The sequence below is a fragment of the Serratia sp. CY56464 genome, assembly GCF_052168435.1.
GTDB lineage: Bacteria > Pseudomonadota > Gammaproteobacteria > Enterobacterales > Enterobacteriaceae > Serratia > Serratia marcescens.
This window is the reverse complement of record NZ_JBJNMV010000001.1, coordinates 118,713-133,605: the sequence shown is the minus strand read 5'-3', so window position 1 is coordinate 133,605 and position 14,893 is coordinate 118,713. Positions and strand designations below refer to the sequence as shown.

The window sequence follows — 14,893 nt, the reverse complement described above, 5'->3', positions numbered from 1 at the left end:
TTCATTTGCCGCGCTTTACTTTATTTGTAGCGGCTTTCTCGTTTTCAAAGGACATGTTATGGCTTCCCTGTTCGCCAAAGGGGCGTTGCTGAGCGCCTTATGCGCCCTGCTCGCCGCCTGCGACGATGCCTCCTCCCGCCCGCAAATCGATATCGACGGCAAGACCATGGGCACCTTCTACAGCGTTAAGGTCAGCGGTGACGTCGCGATCGGCAAACAAGAGCTGCAGCGGCAGATCGACACGGTGCTCGAACGGGCCAACGACGATATCTCTACCTACCGCGCCGATTCAGTGCTGTCGCGGTTTAACCGCAGCGCCAGCCTCGGGCCGCAGCCGATCCCACGCGGCATGGCGGACATCGTGTTGATGGCTCAACGCATCGGCCGCGATACCGGCGGCGCCATGGATATCACCGTCGGCCCGCTGGTGAACCTGTGGGGATTCGGCCCAGACAAACATCCGGTCAAGGTGCCGGAACAGGCGCAGATCGACGCGGCGAAGCAGCGCACCGGCCTGCAGCACCTGAAGCTGATCAGTGACAACCGCGGGGAGTGGCTGCAAAAAGATCTGCCGGACATGTATGTCGATCTCTCAACGCTGGGCGAAGGCTATGGCGCGGATGAGTTGGTGCGCCTGATGAACCGCAACGGCATTACCAACTACCTGGTATCGGTCGGTGGCGCGGTCTCTTCGCGCGGCGTCAACGGCCAGGGCAAACCCTGGCGGGTGGCGATCCAAAAGCCGACCGATCGTGAAAATGCGGTGCAGGCGCTGGTTGATCTGCACGGTTACGGCATCAGCACCGCCGGCAGCTACCGCAACTACTTTGAACAAAACGGCCAGCGCTACTCCCATGTCATCGATCCGACCACCGGCAGGCCGATCAACCACCGGCTGGTTTCCGCCACGGTGATCGCCCCGACCGCGCTCGAGGCCGACGGCTGGGATACCGGTCTGATGGTGCTGGGCACGGAGAAAGCGTTGCAGCTCGCGGAAGAGAAAGGGCTGGCGGTCTACCTGATCAGTAAAACCGACGACGGTTTCAGCGCCGTGATGACGCCGCAGTTCAAAGCGTTTTTGGTGCAGTGAGATAAAAAAAGCCCGGCACGCCATGGCCGGGCTTAGTCCTGTTCCGCGCCGATCACTTGGTCAGCGCGATGATGCCGAGGGTCAGACCGGCAACCGCCGCCGCGCCGCCGGCGATCGCGCCCGCGGTTTCCCAGTTATCCTGAGTGGTGCCCTTCATGCAGGTGTTGGTATGCACCAGACGCCCCTGGTCATCGTAGACCGGCACGCAGGGAGAATCGGTGGCGCATCCGGCCAACACGGCCGACAGTAACCCAACCGCAATTAACTTTTTCATACTTCTTGCCTCAATGTTCGATCACTTTATAAAGCTACGCCGAGCGATAATCACGCTACCAGGCTATTGTATGCCCAACGCGTGTAATGGCGAGGTAATGATGTGTCAGGGGATGTGATTTGGGAAAACTCCGAGCGCCCGGCAAGTGGGCTTTGAGCAATAAAAAGCCCGCGAAAACGCGGGCTTGATGGCGAGGTGAGGCTCAGGCGGGATTATTTCGCCAGTTTGCGCATCACCAGGGTGGCGTTGGTGCCGCCGAAGCCGAAGCTGTTGGACATCACGGTGGTCAGCTCGCGCTGAGTCGGCTGAGTCACGATGTTCATGCCGACCGCCTGCTCATCCAGCGTTTCGATGTTGATGCTCGGCGCGATAAAGCCGTGCTCCAGCATCAACAGGCTGTAGATCGCTTCCTGCACGCCCGCGGCGCCCAGCGAGTGACCGGTCATCGCCTTGGTGGAGGAGATAGCCGGGGTATTGTCGCCGAACACTTCGCGAATGGCGCCCAGTTCTTTCACGTCGCCCACCGGTGTGGAGGTGCCGTGCACGTTGATGTAGTCGATCGGCGCGTCCAGATCCTGCATCGCCATCTTCATGCAGCGCACTGCGCCTTCGCCCGAAGGTGCAACCATGTCGGCGCCGTCGGAAGTCGCGCCGTAGCCGACGATTTCTGCGTAGATGTGCGCGCCGCGCGCCAGCGCGTGCTCCAGTTCTTCAACCACCACCATGCCGCCGCCGCCGGCGATGACGAAACCGTCACGATCGGCGTCGTAGGTGCGGGAGGCTTTTTCCGGCGTGTCGTTGTACTTGGTGGACAGCGCGCCCATCGCATCGAACTCGCAGGCCATTTCCCAGCACAGCTCTTCGCCGCCGCCGGCGAACACGATGTCCTGTTTGCCCAGCTGGATTTGCTCAACCGCGTTGCCGATGCAGTGTGCGGAGGTCGCGCAAGCGGAGCTGATGGAGTAGTTCACGCCGTGGATTTTGAATGGCGTCGCCAGGCAGGCGGAAACGCCGGAAGCCATGGCTTTGGTGACCACGTACGGGCCAACCGCTTTCAAGCCGCGCGGGCTGCGCATCGCATCGGCGCCGAACACCTGGAAACGCGGAGAACCGCCGCCGGAACCGGCGATCAGGCCTACGCGCGGGTTGTTTTGATACTCTTCTTCCTTCAAACCGGAAGACGCGATCGCTTCTTGCATCGCCAGGAAGGCATAAATGGAAGCATCGCTCATGAAACGCACCGCCTTGCGGTCGATCAGGCCGGTCGTGTCGAGCTTAACTTGCCCCCATACGTGACTACGCATGCCGGAATCTTTCAGTTCCTGGGAGAAAGTGATCCCAGAACGTCCTTCCTGCAGGCTCGCCAGGACCTCCTGCTGGTTATTACCAATGCTGGAGACAACTCCCAGGCCAGTAATCACTGCACGTTTCATTCAATACCTCTTCCACTATTTACCTACGGGATTTTGCATCGCACTTTAGCGTACAGATGTAAGCCGAACAAGTCCGATCAGCGTTTTTCAGCTTTATTGTTGTCCAGTTTGCGCCAGGGCGCCAGCGCCGTTAGAATTCGCGGCATCCCTTGAATTTCGAGCCATTGACCGTGAACCACGCCCCCATCCAAACCGCAACGCTAACCTGGAACGAACAGGGTACACCTGTTTCGAAACAGTTTGATGACGTCTATTTTTCCAATCAGGATGGGCTGGAAGAAACCCGTTATGTCTTCCTGCACGGCAATCGGCTGCCGCAGCGTTTCGCCGTCCACCCGCGCTCGCTGTTTGTCGTGGCGGAAACCGGGTTTGGCACCGGGCTCAATTTCCTCACGCTATGGCAGGCCTTCGCCGGCTTTCGCCAGGCCGAGCCGGACGCAACGCTGCAGCGCCTGCACTTTATCAGCTTCGAAAAATTTCCCCTGCAGCAGGCTGACCTGGCGGCGGCGCATGCGCGCTGGCCGGAGCTGGCGCCTTACGCCGACGAACTGCGCGCCCAATGGCCGCTGCCGTTGCCGGGTTGCCATCGCCTGCTGTTAGCCGAAGGCCGCATTACGCTCGATCTGTGGTTCGGCGACGTCAACGATCTGCTGCCGCAGTTTGACGCCAGCATGAATAACCAGGTGGATGCCTGGTTCCTCGACGGCTTCGCGCCGGCAAAAAATCCCGACATGTGGACCGATCAACTGTTCGCCGCCATGGCGCGTTTCGCCCGGCCGGGAGGCAGCTTCGCCACCTTTACCGCCGCCGGCTTCGTGCGCCGCGGCTTGCAACAGGCCGGTTTTCAGGTCAACCGCTGCAAAGGCTTCGGCCAAAAACGTGAAATGCTCGCCGGCGAGCTCCCGGCCGATGCGCAGCCCGCCGCACACCCAGCGCCCTGGTATCGACGCCCGGCGGCGGACAACACCGCCGACATCGCCCTGATCGGCGGCGGCGTCGCCAGCGCGCTCACTGCGCTGGCATTGCTGCGGCGCGGCGCCACCGTCACGCTGTACTGCGCCGATGAACAGGCGGCCGAAGGCGCATCCGGCAACCGCCAGGGCACGATTTATCCTTTGCTGAACGGCAGCGGCGACGCGCTGGAGAGTTTCTTCAGCGCCGCGTTTCCCTTCGCCCGCCGCCAATACGACGCCCTGTTGCAACAAGGCGTCGCCTTCGATCACCAGTGGTGCGGCGTCAGTCAGTTGGCCTATGACGAAAAGAGCAGCGCCAAGATCGCCAATATGCTGAAAACCGACTGGCCGCAGGCCTTGGCGATGGCGGCCGACCGCGAGACGCTCAGCGAACGCTGCGGCGTCGATACCGGCTTTGGCGGCATCACCTACCCGCTAGGCGGCTGGCTGTGCCCGGCCGAGCTGACGCGCGGCGCTATCGCGCTGGCGCAGCGCCAGGGCTTGGTCTGCCGCTACCGGCACGATGCACAGAGGCTGACGCAGGAAGAAAACGGCTGGCGCATCGATTTCGCCAACGGCGACAGCCGGCGCCATGCGACGGTGATCCTGGCCAACGGCCATCGGTTGGCCGAGCTGGCGCCGACGGAAGCCCTGCCGCTGTATTCGGTACGCGGGCAGGTGTCGCATATCCCGACCTCGCCGGCCCTCGGTCAACTGAAGCAAGTCTTGTGCTACGACGGCTACCTGACGCCGATTAATGCCAACAACGGCCAGCACTGCATTGGCGCCAGCTATCAGCGCGGCGACATCGCCACCGACTACCGCGAGCAGGAGCAACAGGAAAACCGCGAGCGCCTGCTGCGCTGCCTGCCGGAGCAGGCCTGGCCGCAGCAGGTGGACGTCAGCGCACGCCAGGCGCGCTGCGGCGTGCGCAGCGCCACCCGCGATCATCTGCCGATGGTCGGCGCGCTGCCGGACTATCAGGCCACGCTGACGCAGTATCAGGATTTGCAGCGGCAAAATCAGCGCGGCGAAACCGTCGCCGATGCGCCGGTCTATCCCGGCCTGTTCGCTATCGGCGGGTTAGGCTCGCGTGGGCTGAGCTCGGCGCCGCTGGCGGCGGAAATTTTGGCGGCGCAGCTGTTCGGCGAGCCGTTGCCGGGCGATGCGCGCCTGCTGGCGGCGTTGAATCCGAATCGGATGTGGGTGCGGAAATTACTGAAGGGACGTGCGGTTTAATCAACCCGGAGGGGCGCGGCGATCGCGCCCCGGCATGGCGGTCAGGCGGCAGGGGTGGCAGCCTGATAGAGGTTTTCCCACATGCCGCGCACCAGGATCTGATCCGGCGGCGAAAGTTCACCGGCGGCGATCGCCTTGTGCAGGCTCTCCTCCACCCGCGCTTTCAGCGCTTCAGCGGTGTGTTCGCCCTGCTCTTCCGCTTCGGCCACCGCCAGCGTCAGATGACCGCGCAGGTAGCCACCGGCAAACAGTTCATCATCGCTGGCGTGCTCTACCATGTCATCAATCAGCGCCAAAATGCGCGCTTCAAATTCTGCGATCATCAAATTTCCTCATTAAATAACGGACTGTGGCGTCAGTTGAGATCTTCCGGATACGGAAAATGCTCGGCCGCCAACGGTGGCGTATTGTAGAACGATTGCAGCGCCTGAATAAAGCGCGCAGGCCTTGTGGGTATTCCCTGCTCCAGCAGCGTCAATACCCGGTCGCGCACCTTGCGTTGGAACGCAATGCGATCCGGCTCGCAGTCGCCATTCAGGTTGTCGCAGCTGACGTTAAACGGGAAACCGGCCGCCACACAGAACATCCATTCCAGCGCCTGCGGTTTTATCTCCACGGCTTCGAATTCGCTCTGGGTCTGCGCGTCGCGCCCGTCCGGGCAATACCAATAACCGAAGTCCACCAATTGACGGCGCGCTTCACCGGCGATGCACCAGTGCGAGATTTCGTGCAGGCCGCTGGCGTAGAAACCGTGGGCGAACACGATGCGGTGATACGGCAGTTCATCGTCGGCCGGCAGGTAAATGGGTTCGTCGTCGCCCTTCACCAGGCGAGTGTTGTAGTCATCGCTGAAGCAGCGATTGAAGATCTCGATCAGCTGTTCATAGCGATGACGGGTCTGCGTGTCTGACATAAAAACTCTATAACCACAAAAATAAAGAGGCCATTATACCCGATAAGACAGGGCGCGTAAGCAGCGCCCCCTTTTCATCTTTAACCGTGCATCAAGGCGGTCAACCACTGCTGAATTTCCGCGCCGTGATTGTCGTACAGCAGCTTGAGGCTCATCACCAGCGAAACGATCACGATCATCGGCCGAATCAATTTCTGGCCGCGGGTCAGCACCATGTGCGCGCCCAGACGCGCCCCCAGCACCTGCCCCACCAACATCACCAGACCGATGCTCCACACCACCTTACCGCCGATGATGAACAGCGCCAACCCGCCGACGTTGGAGGTAAAGTTCAGCACTTTGGCGTGCGCCGTGGACTTCGCGAGGTTGAAACCGCACAGCGTCACGTAGGCCAACGCGTAGAATGAACCGGCGCCGGGGCCGAAAAAGCCGTCGTAAAACCCGACGCAACCACCGGCCACCAGCCCGAACGGCAAGGCGCCAAGGCGGCGTTGACGATCTTCCTCACCCAGTCGCGGCATCAACAAGAAATAGAGACCGATGCCGATCACCAGCAGCGGCAACATCTGCCGCAGTAAATCGGCGCGCATGTGCTGCACCAAAATGGCGCCGGCGATCGAGCCGATCAGCGTCAGAAAAATCGTCAGCTTCTGGTCGTTGAGATTCACCGCTCGCCGACGAATGAAGTACAGACTGGCGGAGAAGGAGCCGCCGACCGACTGCAACTTATTGGTCGCCAGCGCCTGCGCCGGAGGAACCCCCACCGCCAGCAGGGCCGGCACCGTCAGCAACCCGCCGCCGCCGGCGATGGAGTCGATAAACCCCGCCAGCAGCGCTACCGCAAACAACACCCCGAGCATCTCGGGGCCAATGACGAACCAGTCCATGTGTTATTCCGCTGAGAAATGGTGATCCAGCAATGCCTGACAGGTCGGCGGTAACGGCGGCGGCACGGGTTTGCCCGGCTTCGCGTTCGGCTGATGCGGCACGAACCAGCTCGCCAGTTCGGCGCCGCAGCCGTCGCCCGGCGGCGGCGTATCCTGCTCCTGGCACTCCAGGCTGCCGGCCGGGCAACGCAGGCGCACGTGCATGTGCGCACGGTGGCCGAACCACGGCCGCACCTTGTGCAACCAGGCCCGATCGGCGCCGGCATCCAGGCACAGGCGCTGCTTGATCGCCGGATTGACGAAGATGCGCGTCACCTCCGCATCCTGTGCCGCCAGCTTAATCAGCGACTCAATTTGCGGTTGCCATTGGCGCGCCACCACCTGCTTGCCGTCGCCCGACACCAGGTCGATCGGCTGCGGCTTCAGCAATTGCTGCGCGCTCCAGCGTTGGCGCGGCAACTGCAGCCAGATGTCGACATCGAGCCCCGACTGGTGGCTGGCGTGGCCGCTGCTGAAGCGCCCGCCGGCCGGCATCGCCATGTCGCCGATCAGCACCGTACCCAGCGCTTTCTGATTCGCCTGGCTGCTGAGACGCTGAATGAACGCCAGCAGATCCGGGTGGCCGAAATAGCGGCGCTGGTCGGTACGCATCACCTGGTAGTTCGGTGAGTTCAGCGGCAGCGGCTGCGCGCCGATGACGCAACCGTTGGCGAAACCGCCCACCGCCTGCGGCGCGCCGGCCACCGGATGGTCGATTTTCTGCCACGGCGTCAGCGCCATGGCGGAAGCGGAGGCCGTCAGGGCCAGCAGGCCCAACATCCAGTTTTTCATGGCGATTACCAGCGCGGCACGTCGGAAACCACATCACCGTTTTGCGCACGCTGGCGCAGCAGGTGATCCATCAACACGATCGCCATCATCGCTTCGGCGATCGGCACGGCGCGGATGCCCACGCACGGATCGTGGCGACCGCGGGTCACCATTTCCACCGCTTCGCCCTGGCGATTGATGGTGCGCCCCGGCACCATGATGCTGGAGGTCGGCTTCAGCGCCAGATGCGCGATCACCGGTTGGCCGCTGCTGATGCCGCCGAGAATGCCGCCGGCATGGTTGCTCTGGAAGCCTTCCGGGGTGATTTCATCGCGGTTTTCGCTGCCGCGTTTGGTCACCACGGCGAACCCGTCGCCGATCTCCACGCCTTTCACCGCGTTGATGCTCATCAGCGCGTGCGCTAGGTCGGCGTCGAGGCGGTCAAACACCGGCTCACCCAGGCCAACCGGCACGTTTTCAGCGATCACGCTGACCTTGGCGCCGATGGAGTCGCCCTCTTTTTTCAGCGCGCGCATCAGTTCGTCCAGCGCTTCCAGCTTGTCCGGATCCGGGCAGAAGAACGGGTTCTGCTCGACCTGATCCCAGTCTTTCAGCTCACAGGTCACGTCGCCGATCTGCGCCAGATAGCCGCGCACCTGCACGCCGAACTTCTGCTGCAGGTATTTCTTGGCGATAGCGCCCGCCGCGACGCGCATGGCGGTTTCACGCGCCGAAGAGCGGCCGCCGCCGCGATAGTCGCGCAGACCGTATTTCTGTTCGTAGGTGTAGTCGGCATGCCCGGGACGGAACACGTCTTTGATAGCGCTGTAGTCTTGCGAGCGCTGATCGGTGTTTTCAATGATCAGACCGATGCTGGTACCGGTGGTCACGCCTTCGAATACGCCGGAGAGAATACGCACCTGATCCGGTTCGCGACGCTGGGTGGTGTAACGCGAGGTGCCCGGACGACGGCGGTCCAGATCGTGTTGCAAATCGGCTTCGGTAAGCGGGATGCCTGGCGGCACGCCGTCGACGATACAACCCAGCGCCACCCCGTGAGATTCACCGAAGGTGGTGACGCGGAAAATCTGCCCAATACTGTTTCCTGCCATCACGGCTCCTTACCGTTAGTCTTTTATCGTTATGAGGCCCGCCATACGGGCCTTGGAAATGCGGCTTAGCTGCGATAGAGGCTGAAGTGTTCCTTGCAATCCACCAACTGCTGTTTGGTCAGCATGAACACGCCGTCGCCGCCGTTTTCGAACTCCAGCCAGGTGAACGGAATGTCCTGATATTGTTCCATCAGATGTACCATGCTGTTGCCCACTTCACAAATCAGCACGCCGTCGTCGGTCAGGTAGTCCGGCGCGCAGGCCAGGATGCGGCGCACCAGCTTCAGGCCATCGCTGCCCGCCGCCAGGCCCAGTTCCGGCTCAAAGCGGAACTCCTGCGGCAGATCCGACATGTCTTCCGCATCGACGTACGGCGGGTTGGTGACGATCAGATCGTACTGGATCGCGGGAACGTCGCGGAACAGATCGGAACGGATCGGGATCACCTGATGTTCGACGCCGTGCGCCTGAATATTGCGCTCGGTTACCGCCAGCACTTCGCTGGAGATGTCCACCGCGTCCACTTCCGCTTCCGGGAAAGCGTAGCCGCAGGCGATGGCGATGCAGCCGCTGCCGGTGCACATGTCGAGGATATGGCGCGGCGGGTGCGGGATCAGCGCGCTGAAACGATCGTTGATCAGCTCGCCGATCGGCGAACGCGGCACCAGCACGCGCTCGTCGACGTAGAATTCCATGCCGCAGAACCAGGCCTTGTTGGTCAGGTAAGCGACCGGGATGCGTTCGTTGACGCGGCGGATCACGCGCTCAACGATGCGATGGCGCTCGCTGGAAGTCAGACGGGCGGTGTGCATGTCCTCCGGAATGTCCAACGGCAGGAACAGGCTTGGCAGCACCAATTGCACCGCTTCGTCCCACGGATTATCGGTTCCGTGACCATAATAGATATTGGCGGCGTTGAAGCGGCTTACCGTCCAGCGCAGCATATCTTGAATGGTGTGCAGTTCGTTCACTGCTTCGTCGACGAAAATTTTGTCCAATTTGCCCTCCGGCAGGCGCTGTGTTTCATGATTTAGCCGCATAGTTTGCCATGAAGCCCGCGACAAATCACGCTTGCCCCTCGCGCTTTTCACTCTGGCCCGAGTTTTGCGTCGACAGCGCTCATTCACAAGGTAAACTAGCGAAATAAACGATTTCCGGTGAATGAAGCATGAAGAACAAGCCCCCTCTGAGCAAAGACGAACAACAGCTCTTCAGAGAGTCGGTGGCGGGCGCGAAAAAGCTGCGCCAGGACACCATCGTCCACCGCCCGCCGAAGCCCAAGGTCAAACAGATTGCGCCGCAGCGATTGCTGCAGGAGCAGGTCGATGCCAGCTATTATTTTTCAGATGAATACCAGCCGCAGTTGGAAGAGGAAGGCCCGACGCGCTACGTGCGCCCCGGCAGCAGCCCGTATGAGCTGAAGAAGCTGCGACGCGGCGATTATTCGCCGGAACTGTTTCTTGATTTGCACGGCCTGACCCAGCTGCAGGCCAAGCAGGAGCTGGGGGCGCTGATCGCCGCCTGCAAACGCGAGCACGTGCACTGCGCCTGCGTGATGCACGGGCACGGCAAGCACATCCTCAAACAGCAAACGCCGCTGTGGCTGGCGCAGCATCCCGACGTGCTGGCGTTCCACCAGGCGCCGAAGGAATGGGGCGGCAACGCCGCCATCCTGCTGTTGGTGGAACTGGCCGAGTAGTTCCTGCAAAAACGACTCAGGGCGATGTCAGACATCGCCCTGAGTTTATTCCGCACCGCATCCGCGGTTCACACTTTGGCCATCACCTGCGACGGGCTGACCTGCCATTCAAACTTGCCGTAGCTGCCGTCGGCCGGCAGATCGACGTTGGCAATCGCCGAGGTCGCGAACATCGGCGGGCACTCGCCCGGGCACAGTTCAGCCACCAGATACCCCACCAGCGGCAGGTGCGACACGATCAGCACCGAGCTCACCCCTTGCATCGCCAGCGCCTGAAGATAGCTGCCGACCTGTTCGGCGTTGCCGCCCGGCGTCAGCTCGGGCAGCACTTCTTCGCCCTCCGGCAGCGTCAAGGCTTCACGCACCGTCGCCAGCGTCTGTTCGGCCCGCAGATAGGGGCTGACCAGCACGCGTTCAATATCCACAGACTTGGTGTTCAACCAGGCCGCCATCTGACGGGACTCGTCGCGGCCACACAGGGTAAGGGGCCTTACCGCATCGCTGGCTGCCTCGAGCGCCGCCTCTCCGTGACGCATAATCAAAACTTGCATATTGCACCGCTGTTGTTGACAAAGTAACGCTATACAGAAACGCCGTGCGTGCTGTACCGCCGAGTTTTCCAACCCAAAGCCAAAGCTTTAAAACGATAACGCGCCGTCTCTTTATGGCGGCCGGGCATTTTGCCTGAAAGTTTGCCTAAAGAAAATGCTGTTTTTTACAGCAACCCTCCCCTGGCAAACCTCGATTGCTCACAGAACAATCAATTCAACGGGTTAAATTTTAACCTTGCCGCCATGAAATTTATTGATGACGGTCAAGCTAACTTACCGCTGCCTGCGCCTTGCTGTACAGCCTCACCGGCTGACGCTGTTGCAAGGAGTGATGGCGATCACAACGCGACCCTGTTGCAACTATAGTGCAAATCGGGCCGTCCTGCGTTCAGCTCCCCTGCGGGTAAAAACGCTCGCCCTGCTGCGCCATGCGCTGCAAGCGTTCGCACGGCGCAAAGTGCTCGCCGTGCTGCTGGCGCAGGTATTCCAACGTTTTCACCACTTTTTCGGCGCCGAGCTCGTCCATATAGCGGAACGGGCCGCCGAGGAACGGCGGGAAGCCGATGCCGAACACCGCACCGATATCGCCGTCGCGCGCGCTGCGGATCACGCCTTCATCCAGGCAGCGCGCCGCTTCGTTCAGCATCATCATCACGCAGCGCTGGGCGACGGTCGCCGGCAGCATGTGCGACTTCGGCGTGACGCCGAGCAACGTATACAATGAGGTATCCGCACGTTTACGCCGCTGCCGCTGCTGCCCTTCGCTCGGGTAGAGATAGAAGCCGCGGCCGTTCTTGCGCCCTTTACGCCCGTCCTTCAGCACCGCATCGAACGCAGCCGGCGCGGCGAAACGCGGCCCCAGCGCCTCGACCAGCACGGGAATGATTTTGGTGCCAACGTCGATGCCCACTTCATCCAGCAGGGTAATCGGGCCGACCGGGAAACCGAAGTCCACCAGCGCCTTGTCCAGCGACTCCATCGGCTCGCCTTCCAGCAGGCAGCGCGCCGCTTCGTTGATGTACGGCGCCAGGATGCGGTTGACGTAAAAACCGGCGCTGTCGCCCACCACGATGGCGGTCTTGCCCTGCTTGTGCGCCAGCGCCACGGTGGTGGCGATGGTCTCTTCGCTGGTGCCGGCGTGCGGGATCACTTCCACCAGCGGCATTTTATCCACCGGGCTGAAGTAGTGCAGACCAATCACCTGCTGCGGCCGCTGCGCCTTTTCGGCGATGTGGCCGATAGGCAGCGAAGAGGTGTTGGAGGCGAACACGGTATGCGGCGCGCAGTTTGCTTCGACCTCGGCCACCATCTGCTGTTTCAGCGCCAGATCCTCAAACACCGCCTCGACCACGATATCCGCCTGCTCAAAGCCGGTGTAATCGGTAGAGCCGGAGATCAGCATCATCTGTTTTTGCCGCTCCGCCGGGCGCATGCGCTTGCTGCGTACCCGTTTGCCGAGCACATCCCAGCTGTATTTCAGCGCGTGATTGATGCCGGTTTCATTGATGTCTTTGATGCGAACCGGCAAACCGCCGCGCGTGGCGGTGACACAGGCGATGCCGCCGCCCATCAGGCCGCCGCCGAGAATGCCGACGCGATGCAGGGCATGCGGCTTGGCATTGCCGCCCCGCTCTTTTTTCAGCGCGGTGGAGGCGAAGAACAGGCTGCGCAACGCCGCCGACTGAGGCGTCATCGCCAGCTCGCCAAAGGCGCGCGCTTCGGCCTCATAACCGCTGGCGCTGCCGTGATCCAGCCCGGTGCGCACCACCTGAATAATGCGCTCCGCCGCCGGGTAGTTGCCGTGGGTTTTCGCCAGCGTTTTTTTGCGCACGATGCTGAACAACAGATTTCTGCCCAGCGGGCCATTGAGCAGGCGATCCTGCCACGGCAGCTCGCGCTGATGCTTCCAGCCCTGTTTCACCCGCTCGATGGCGGTCTGCAACAGGATCGACTGCGGCACGGCGTCGTCCACCAGCCCCATGCGTAGCGCCTGGCGGGCGCGAATGTGCTTGCCGGTCAGGATCATGTCCAGCGCCTTGGCGGCGCCGATCAGGCGCGGCAGGCGCTGAGTGCCGCCAGAGCCCGGCAGCAGGCCCAGCTGCACTTCCGGCAGACCGAGCGCGGTTTTGTCATCCAGCGAACAGACGCGGCCGTGGCAGGCCAGCGCCAACTCCAGGCCGCCGCCAAGGCAGGCGCCGTGGATGGCGGCCACCACCGGCACCGGGAACGCGGCGATCTGCGCCAGCGTGCTCTGCCCTTTCTTGGCCAGCGTTTCCGCCTCTTTGGCGCTGGTGCAAGCGGCGATCATGGTGATGTCGGCGCCGGCGATAAACGAGTCCGGCTTGCCGGAAACGATCACCAGCCCTTCCAGCGCGGTATGCTGCTGCGCCCGGATCAGCACGTCATTCACCTGTTCGACGAACTCGGCCTTGAGTGTATTGACCTTGTCGCCCGGCACGTCGATGGTGATCACGCCGATATTGTCGGGGCGAATCGTCAGCTGAAAGGCCGATGGTTTGGCCCGCTGTTCGTGCAATGCGTTTTCGGCACTCATTATTCCACCTCCACGATCATCGCGGCGCCTAACCCGCCGGCGGCGCAGGCGGTGGTCAGGCCCAACCCGCCGCCGCGGCGTTTCAGCTCGCGCAGCGTCTGGGTGATCATGCGCGCGCCGGTGGCGGCGAACGGGTGGCCATAGGCGATGGAACCGCCCAAGACGTTGAATTTGTCCATGTCCACCTCGCCGATCGCCTGGCTGCGGCCAAGCTTCTCGCGGGCGAACGCTTCGCTGGCGAACATCTTCAGGTTAGCCAGCGTTTGCGCGGCGAAAGCTTCATGCATGTCGATGAGCGTCAGATCGGCCAGACCGATGCCGGCGCGATCCAGCGCCAGCGGCGTGGCGTAAGAAGGCCCCAGCAGCATGTCTTCCCACACGTCGATGGCGGCGAAGGCGAAACTGCGCAGATAGCCGAGCGGCTGCAGCCCCAGCGCTTTGGCGCGCGATTCGCTCATCATCAATACCGCCGCCGCGCCGTCGGTCAACGGCGTGCTGTTGGCCGCGGTGACGCTGCCATGCTTGCGATCGAACGCCGGTTTCAGCTTGGCGTAGGAAGCCAGGCTGGAGTCTTTGCGGATATTGTTGTCTTCGGAAAGCTGCGCGCGGTAAGGCGGCACGTAGGCCGTCATCACCTCATCGCGCAGCCACCCCTCACGCCAGGCTCTGGCCGCCAGTTCGTGGGAACGGTGCGCCAGCGCATCCTGCGCTTCGCGGGTGATGCCGTGGCTTTTCGCCATCTGCTCAGCGGTATCGCCCATGCGCAGACCGGTGGAATACTCCGCCACCGCCGGCGGCACCGGCATCAGATCGCGGAATTTCAGCCGGCTGAACAGTTTGAGACGCTGCGACAGCGTGCGCGCCTTGTTGACGTCCACCAGCGTGCGCGCCAACGCCTTGCTGACCCCGATCGGCAAGACGGAAGAAGAGTCCGCCCCACCGGCGATGCCGACGCTGATGCTGCCGGCCATGATGCTCTCCGCCACGTTGGCGATCGCCTGGAAGCTGGTGGCGCAGGCGCGCGACACGCTGTAAGCGTCGGTATGAACGCTCATACCGGTGCCAAGCACGATTTCACGCGCGATGTTCGGCGCCTCGGGCATTTGCACCACCTGGCCGAACACCAGCTGTTCGATCAGTTTTGGATCGATGCCGCTGCGCGCCAATAGCTCGCTCACCGCCGTTTTCCCTAAATCCACCGCCGGAATGCCGTGATAGGCAGTCGCCTGTTTGGCAAAGGGGGTACGCAGTCCATTCACAATCGCAATGCGGTCACCATGACGGGTCACCAACGGCAGTGCCTTACTCATAAATGCTCCTGAAGAAAATAACGTCAGCGCAATGGGCAGAAAGAGGTCTGACCTGATGAGGTCATTGT

At 62.1% G+C, this 14,893-nt stretch carries 14 protein-coding genes; 3 read left to right on the top strand and 11 right to left on the bottom strand.

Annotation, left to right across the window (positions count from 1 at the left end; genetic code table 11):
- Positions 1 to 58: 58 nt before the first annotated feature.
- Positions 59 to 1,090: an FAD:protein FMN transferase ApbE gene (apbE, locus tag ACJ8KE_RS00680; protein WP_147827604.1), complete on the top strand. Its 1,032-nt coding sequence runs from the start codon at positions 59 to 61 to the stop codon at positions 1,088 to 1,090.
- A 52-nt stretch (positions 1,091 to 1,142) separates the two neighbouring features.
- Here the strand turns inward: apbE and ACJ8KE_RS00675 are convergent, their stop codons facing one another.
- Both ACJ8KE_RS00675 and fabB read right to left on the bottom strand, forming a co-directional pair.
- Positions 1,143 to 1,364, bottom strand: coding sequence for a hypothetical protein (locus tag ACJ8KE_RS00675; RefSeq protein ID WP_004936201.1), 222 nt, complete (start codon positions 1,362 to 1,364; stop codon positions 1,143 to 1,145).
- Positions 1,365 to 1,576: 212 nt separating this feature from the next.
- On the bottom strand, positions 1,577 to 2,797 hold the full coding sequence (gene fabB / locus ACJ8KE_RS00670; RefSeq protein WP_004936203.1) for a beta-ketoacyl-ACP synthase I: 1,221 nt from the start codon (positions 2,795 to 2,797) through the stop codon (positions 1,577 to 1,579).
- A gap of 170 nt (positions 2,798 to 2,967) precedes the next feature.
- On the opposite strand from fabB, the gene mnmC reads away from it, so the two are divergent.
- Positions 2,968 to 4,989, top strand: coding sequence for a bifunctional tRNA (5-methylaminomethyl-2-thiouridine)(34)-methyltransferase MnmD/FAD-dependent 5-carboxymethylaminomethyl-2-thiouridine(34) oxidoreductase MnmC (gene mnmC, locus ACJ8KE_RS00665; protein ID WP_442517056.1), 2,022 nt, complete (start codon positions 2,968 to 2,970; stop codon positions 4,987 to 4,989).
- A 41-nt stretch (positions 4,990 to 5,030) separates the two neighbouring features.
- Here mnmC and ACJ8KE_RS00660 read toward each other — a convergent pair whose 3' ends face one another.
- The 6 genes from ACJ8KE_RS00660 to prmB all read right to left on the bottom strand — a co-directional run bounded on the left by ACJ8KE_RS00660 (position 5,031) and on the right by prmB (position 9,709).
- Complete coding sequence (locus tag ACJ8KE_RS00660) at positions 5,031 to 5,312, bottom strand: YfcL family protein (RefSeq protein WP_016926855.1); 282 nt, start codon at positions 5,310 to 5,312, stop codon at positions 5,031 to 5,033.
- A 32-nt stretch (positions 5,313 to 5,344) separates the two neighbouring features.
- Positions 5,345 to 5,902, bottom strand: a complete 558-nt coding sequence (locus ACJ8KE_RS00655) for an elongation factor P hydroxylase (RefSeq protein WP_016926854.1) — start codon at positions 5,900 to 5,902, stop codon at positions 5,345 to 5,347.
- 80 nt (positions 5,903 to 5,982) lie between these two features.
- Positions 5,983 to 6,789, bottom strand: a complete 807-nt coding sequence (locus ACJ8KE_RS00650) for a sulfite exporter TauE/SafE family protein (protein WP_016926853.1) — start codon at positions 6,787 to 6,789, stop codon at positions 5,983 to 5,985.
- A gap of 3 nt (positions 6,790 to 6,792) precedes the next feature.
- Positions 6,793 to 7,620 carry a penicillin-insensitive murein endopeptidase gene (gene mepA / locus ACJ8KE_RS00645; protein ID WP_033639752.1) on the bottom strand — a complete coding sequence of 276 codons (828 nt, stop codon included), beginning with the start codon at positions 7,618 to 7,620 and terminating at the stop codon, positions 6,793 to 6,795.
- Between the two features lie 5 nt (positions 7,621 to 7,625).
- Positions 7,626 to 8,711, bottom strand: coding sequence for a chorismate synthase (aroC, locus tag ACJ8KE_RS00640; protein ID WP_004936219.1), 1,086 nt, complete (start codon positions 8,709 to 8,711; stop codon positions 7,626 to 7,628).
- A 65-nt stretch (positions 8,712 to 8,776) separates the two neighbouring features.
- Positions 8,777 to 9,709, bottom strand: coding sequence for a 50S ribosomal protein L3 N(5)-glutamine methyltransferase (prmB, locus tag ACJ8KE_RS00635; protein WP_079452252.1), 933 nt, complete (start codon positions 9,707 to 9,709; stop codon positions 8,777 to 8,779).
- A 170-nt stretch (positions 9,710 to 9,879) separates the two neighbouring features.
- Here prmB and smrB point away from each other — a divergent pair, with 170 nt between their 5' ends.
- Positions 9,880 to 10,410: an endonuclease SmrB gene (gene smrB, locus ACJ8KE_RS00630; protein WP_004936226.1), complete on the top strand. Its 531-nt coding sequence runs from the start codon at positions 9,880 to 9,882 to the stop codon at positions 10,408 to 10,410.
- A gap of 68 nt (positions 10,411 to 10,478) precedes the next feature.
- On the opposite strand, the gene sixA is transcribed toward smrB, so the two are convergent.
- The 3 genes from sixA to fadI all read right to left on the bottom strand — a co-directional run bounded on the left by sixA (position 10,479) and on the right by fadI (position 14,825).
- Positions 10,479 to 10,961, bottom strand: a complete 483-nt coding sequence (sixA, locus tag ACJ8KE_RS00625; RefSeq protein ID WP_004936230.1) for a phosphohistidine phosphatase SixA — start codon at positions 10,959 to 10,961, stop codon at positions 10,479 to 10,481.
- A gap of 388 nt (positions 10,962 to 11,349) precedes the next feature.
- A complete protein-coding gene (fadJ, locus tag ACJ8KE_RS00620) occupies positions 11,350 to 13,515 on the bottom strand; it encodes a fatty acid oxidation complex subunit alpha FadJ (RefSeq protein ID WP_016926849.1) in 2,166 nt (721 codons plus the stop codon).
- Complete coding sequence (gene fadI / locus ACJ8KE_RS00615; protein ID WP_016926848.1) at positions 13,515 to 14,825, bottom strand: acetyl-CoA C-acyltransferase FadI; 1,311 nt, start codon at positions 14,823 to 14,825, stop codon at positions 13,515 to 13,517. The genes fadJ and fadI overlap by 1 nt, the downstream gene beginning before the upstream one ends.
- Between the last annotated feature and the right edge of the window lie 68 nt (positions 14,826 to 14,893).

Bases quoted from the DNA above. Each gene is read 5' to 3' on its own strand.
- apbE (WP_147827604.1), top strand. From the start codon at position 59: ATGGCTTCCCTGTTCGCCAAAGGGGCGTTGCTGAGCGCCTTATGCGCC.
- ACJ8KE_RS00675 (WP_004936201.1), bottom strand. From the start codon at position 1,364: ATGAAAAAGTTAATTGCGGTTGGGTTACTGTCGGCCGTGTTGGCCGGA.
- fabB (WP_004936203.1), bottom strand. From the start codon at position 2,797: ATGAAACGTGCAGTGATTACTGGCCTGGGAGTTGTCTCCAGCATTGGT.
- ACJ8KE_RS00660 (WP_016926855.1), bottom strand. From the start codon at position 5,312: ATGATCGCAGAATTTGAAGCGCGCATTTTGGCGCTGATTGATGACATG.
- ACJ8KE_RS00655 (WP_016926854.1), bottom strand. From the start codon at position 5,902: ATGTCAGACACGCAGACCCGTCATCGCTATGAACAGCTGATCGAGATC.
- ACJ8KE_RS00650 (WP_016926853.1), bottom strand. From the start codon at position 6,789: ATGGACTGGTTCGTCATTGGCCCCGAGATGCTCGGGGTGTTGTTTGCG.
- mepA (WP_033639752.1), bottom strand. From the start codon at position 7,620: ATGAAAAACTGGATGTTGGGCCTGCTGGCCCTGACGGCCTCCGCTTCC.
- aroC (WP_004936219.1), bottom strand. From the start codon at position 8,711: ATGGCAGGAAACAGTATTGGGCAGATTTTCCGCGTCACCACCTTCGGT.
- smrB (WP_004936226.1), top strand. From the start codon at position 9,880: ATGAAGAACAAGCCCCCTCTGAGCAAAGACGAACAACAGCTCTTCAGA.
- sixA (WP_004936230.1), bottom strand. From the start codon at position 10,961: ATGCAAGTTTTGATTATGCGTCACGGAGAGGCGGCGCTCGAGGCAGCC.
- fadJ (WP_016926849.1), bottom strand. From the start codon at position 13,515: ATGAGTGCCGAAAACGCATTGCACGAACAGCGGGCCAAACCATCGGCC.
- fadI (WP_016926848.1), bottom strand. From the start codon at position 14,825: ATGAGTAAGGCACTGCCGTTGGTGACCCGTCATGGTGACCGCATTGCG.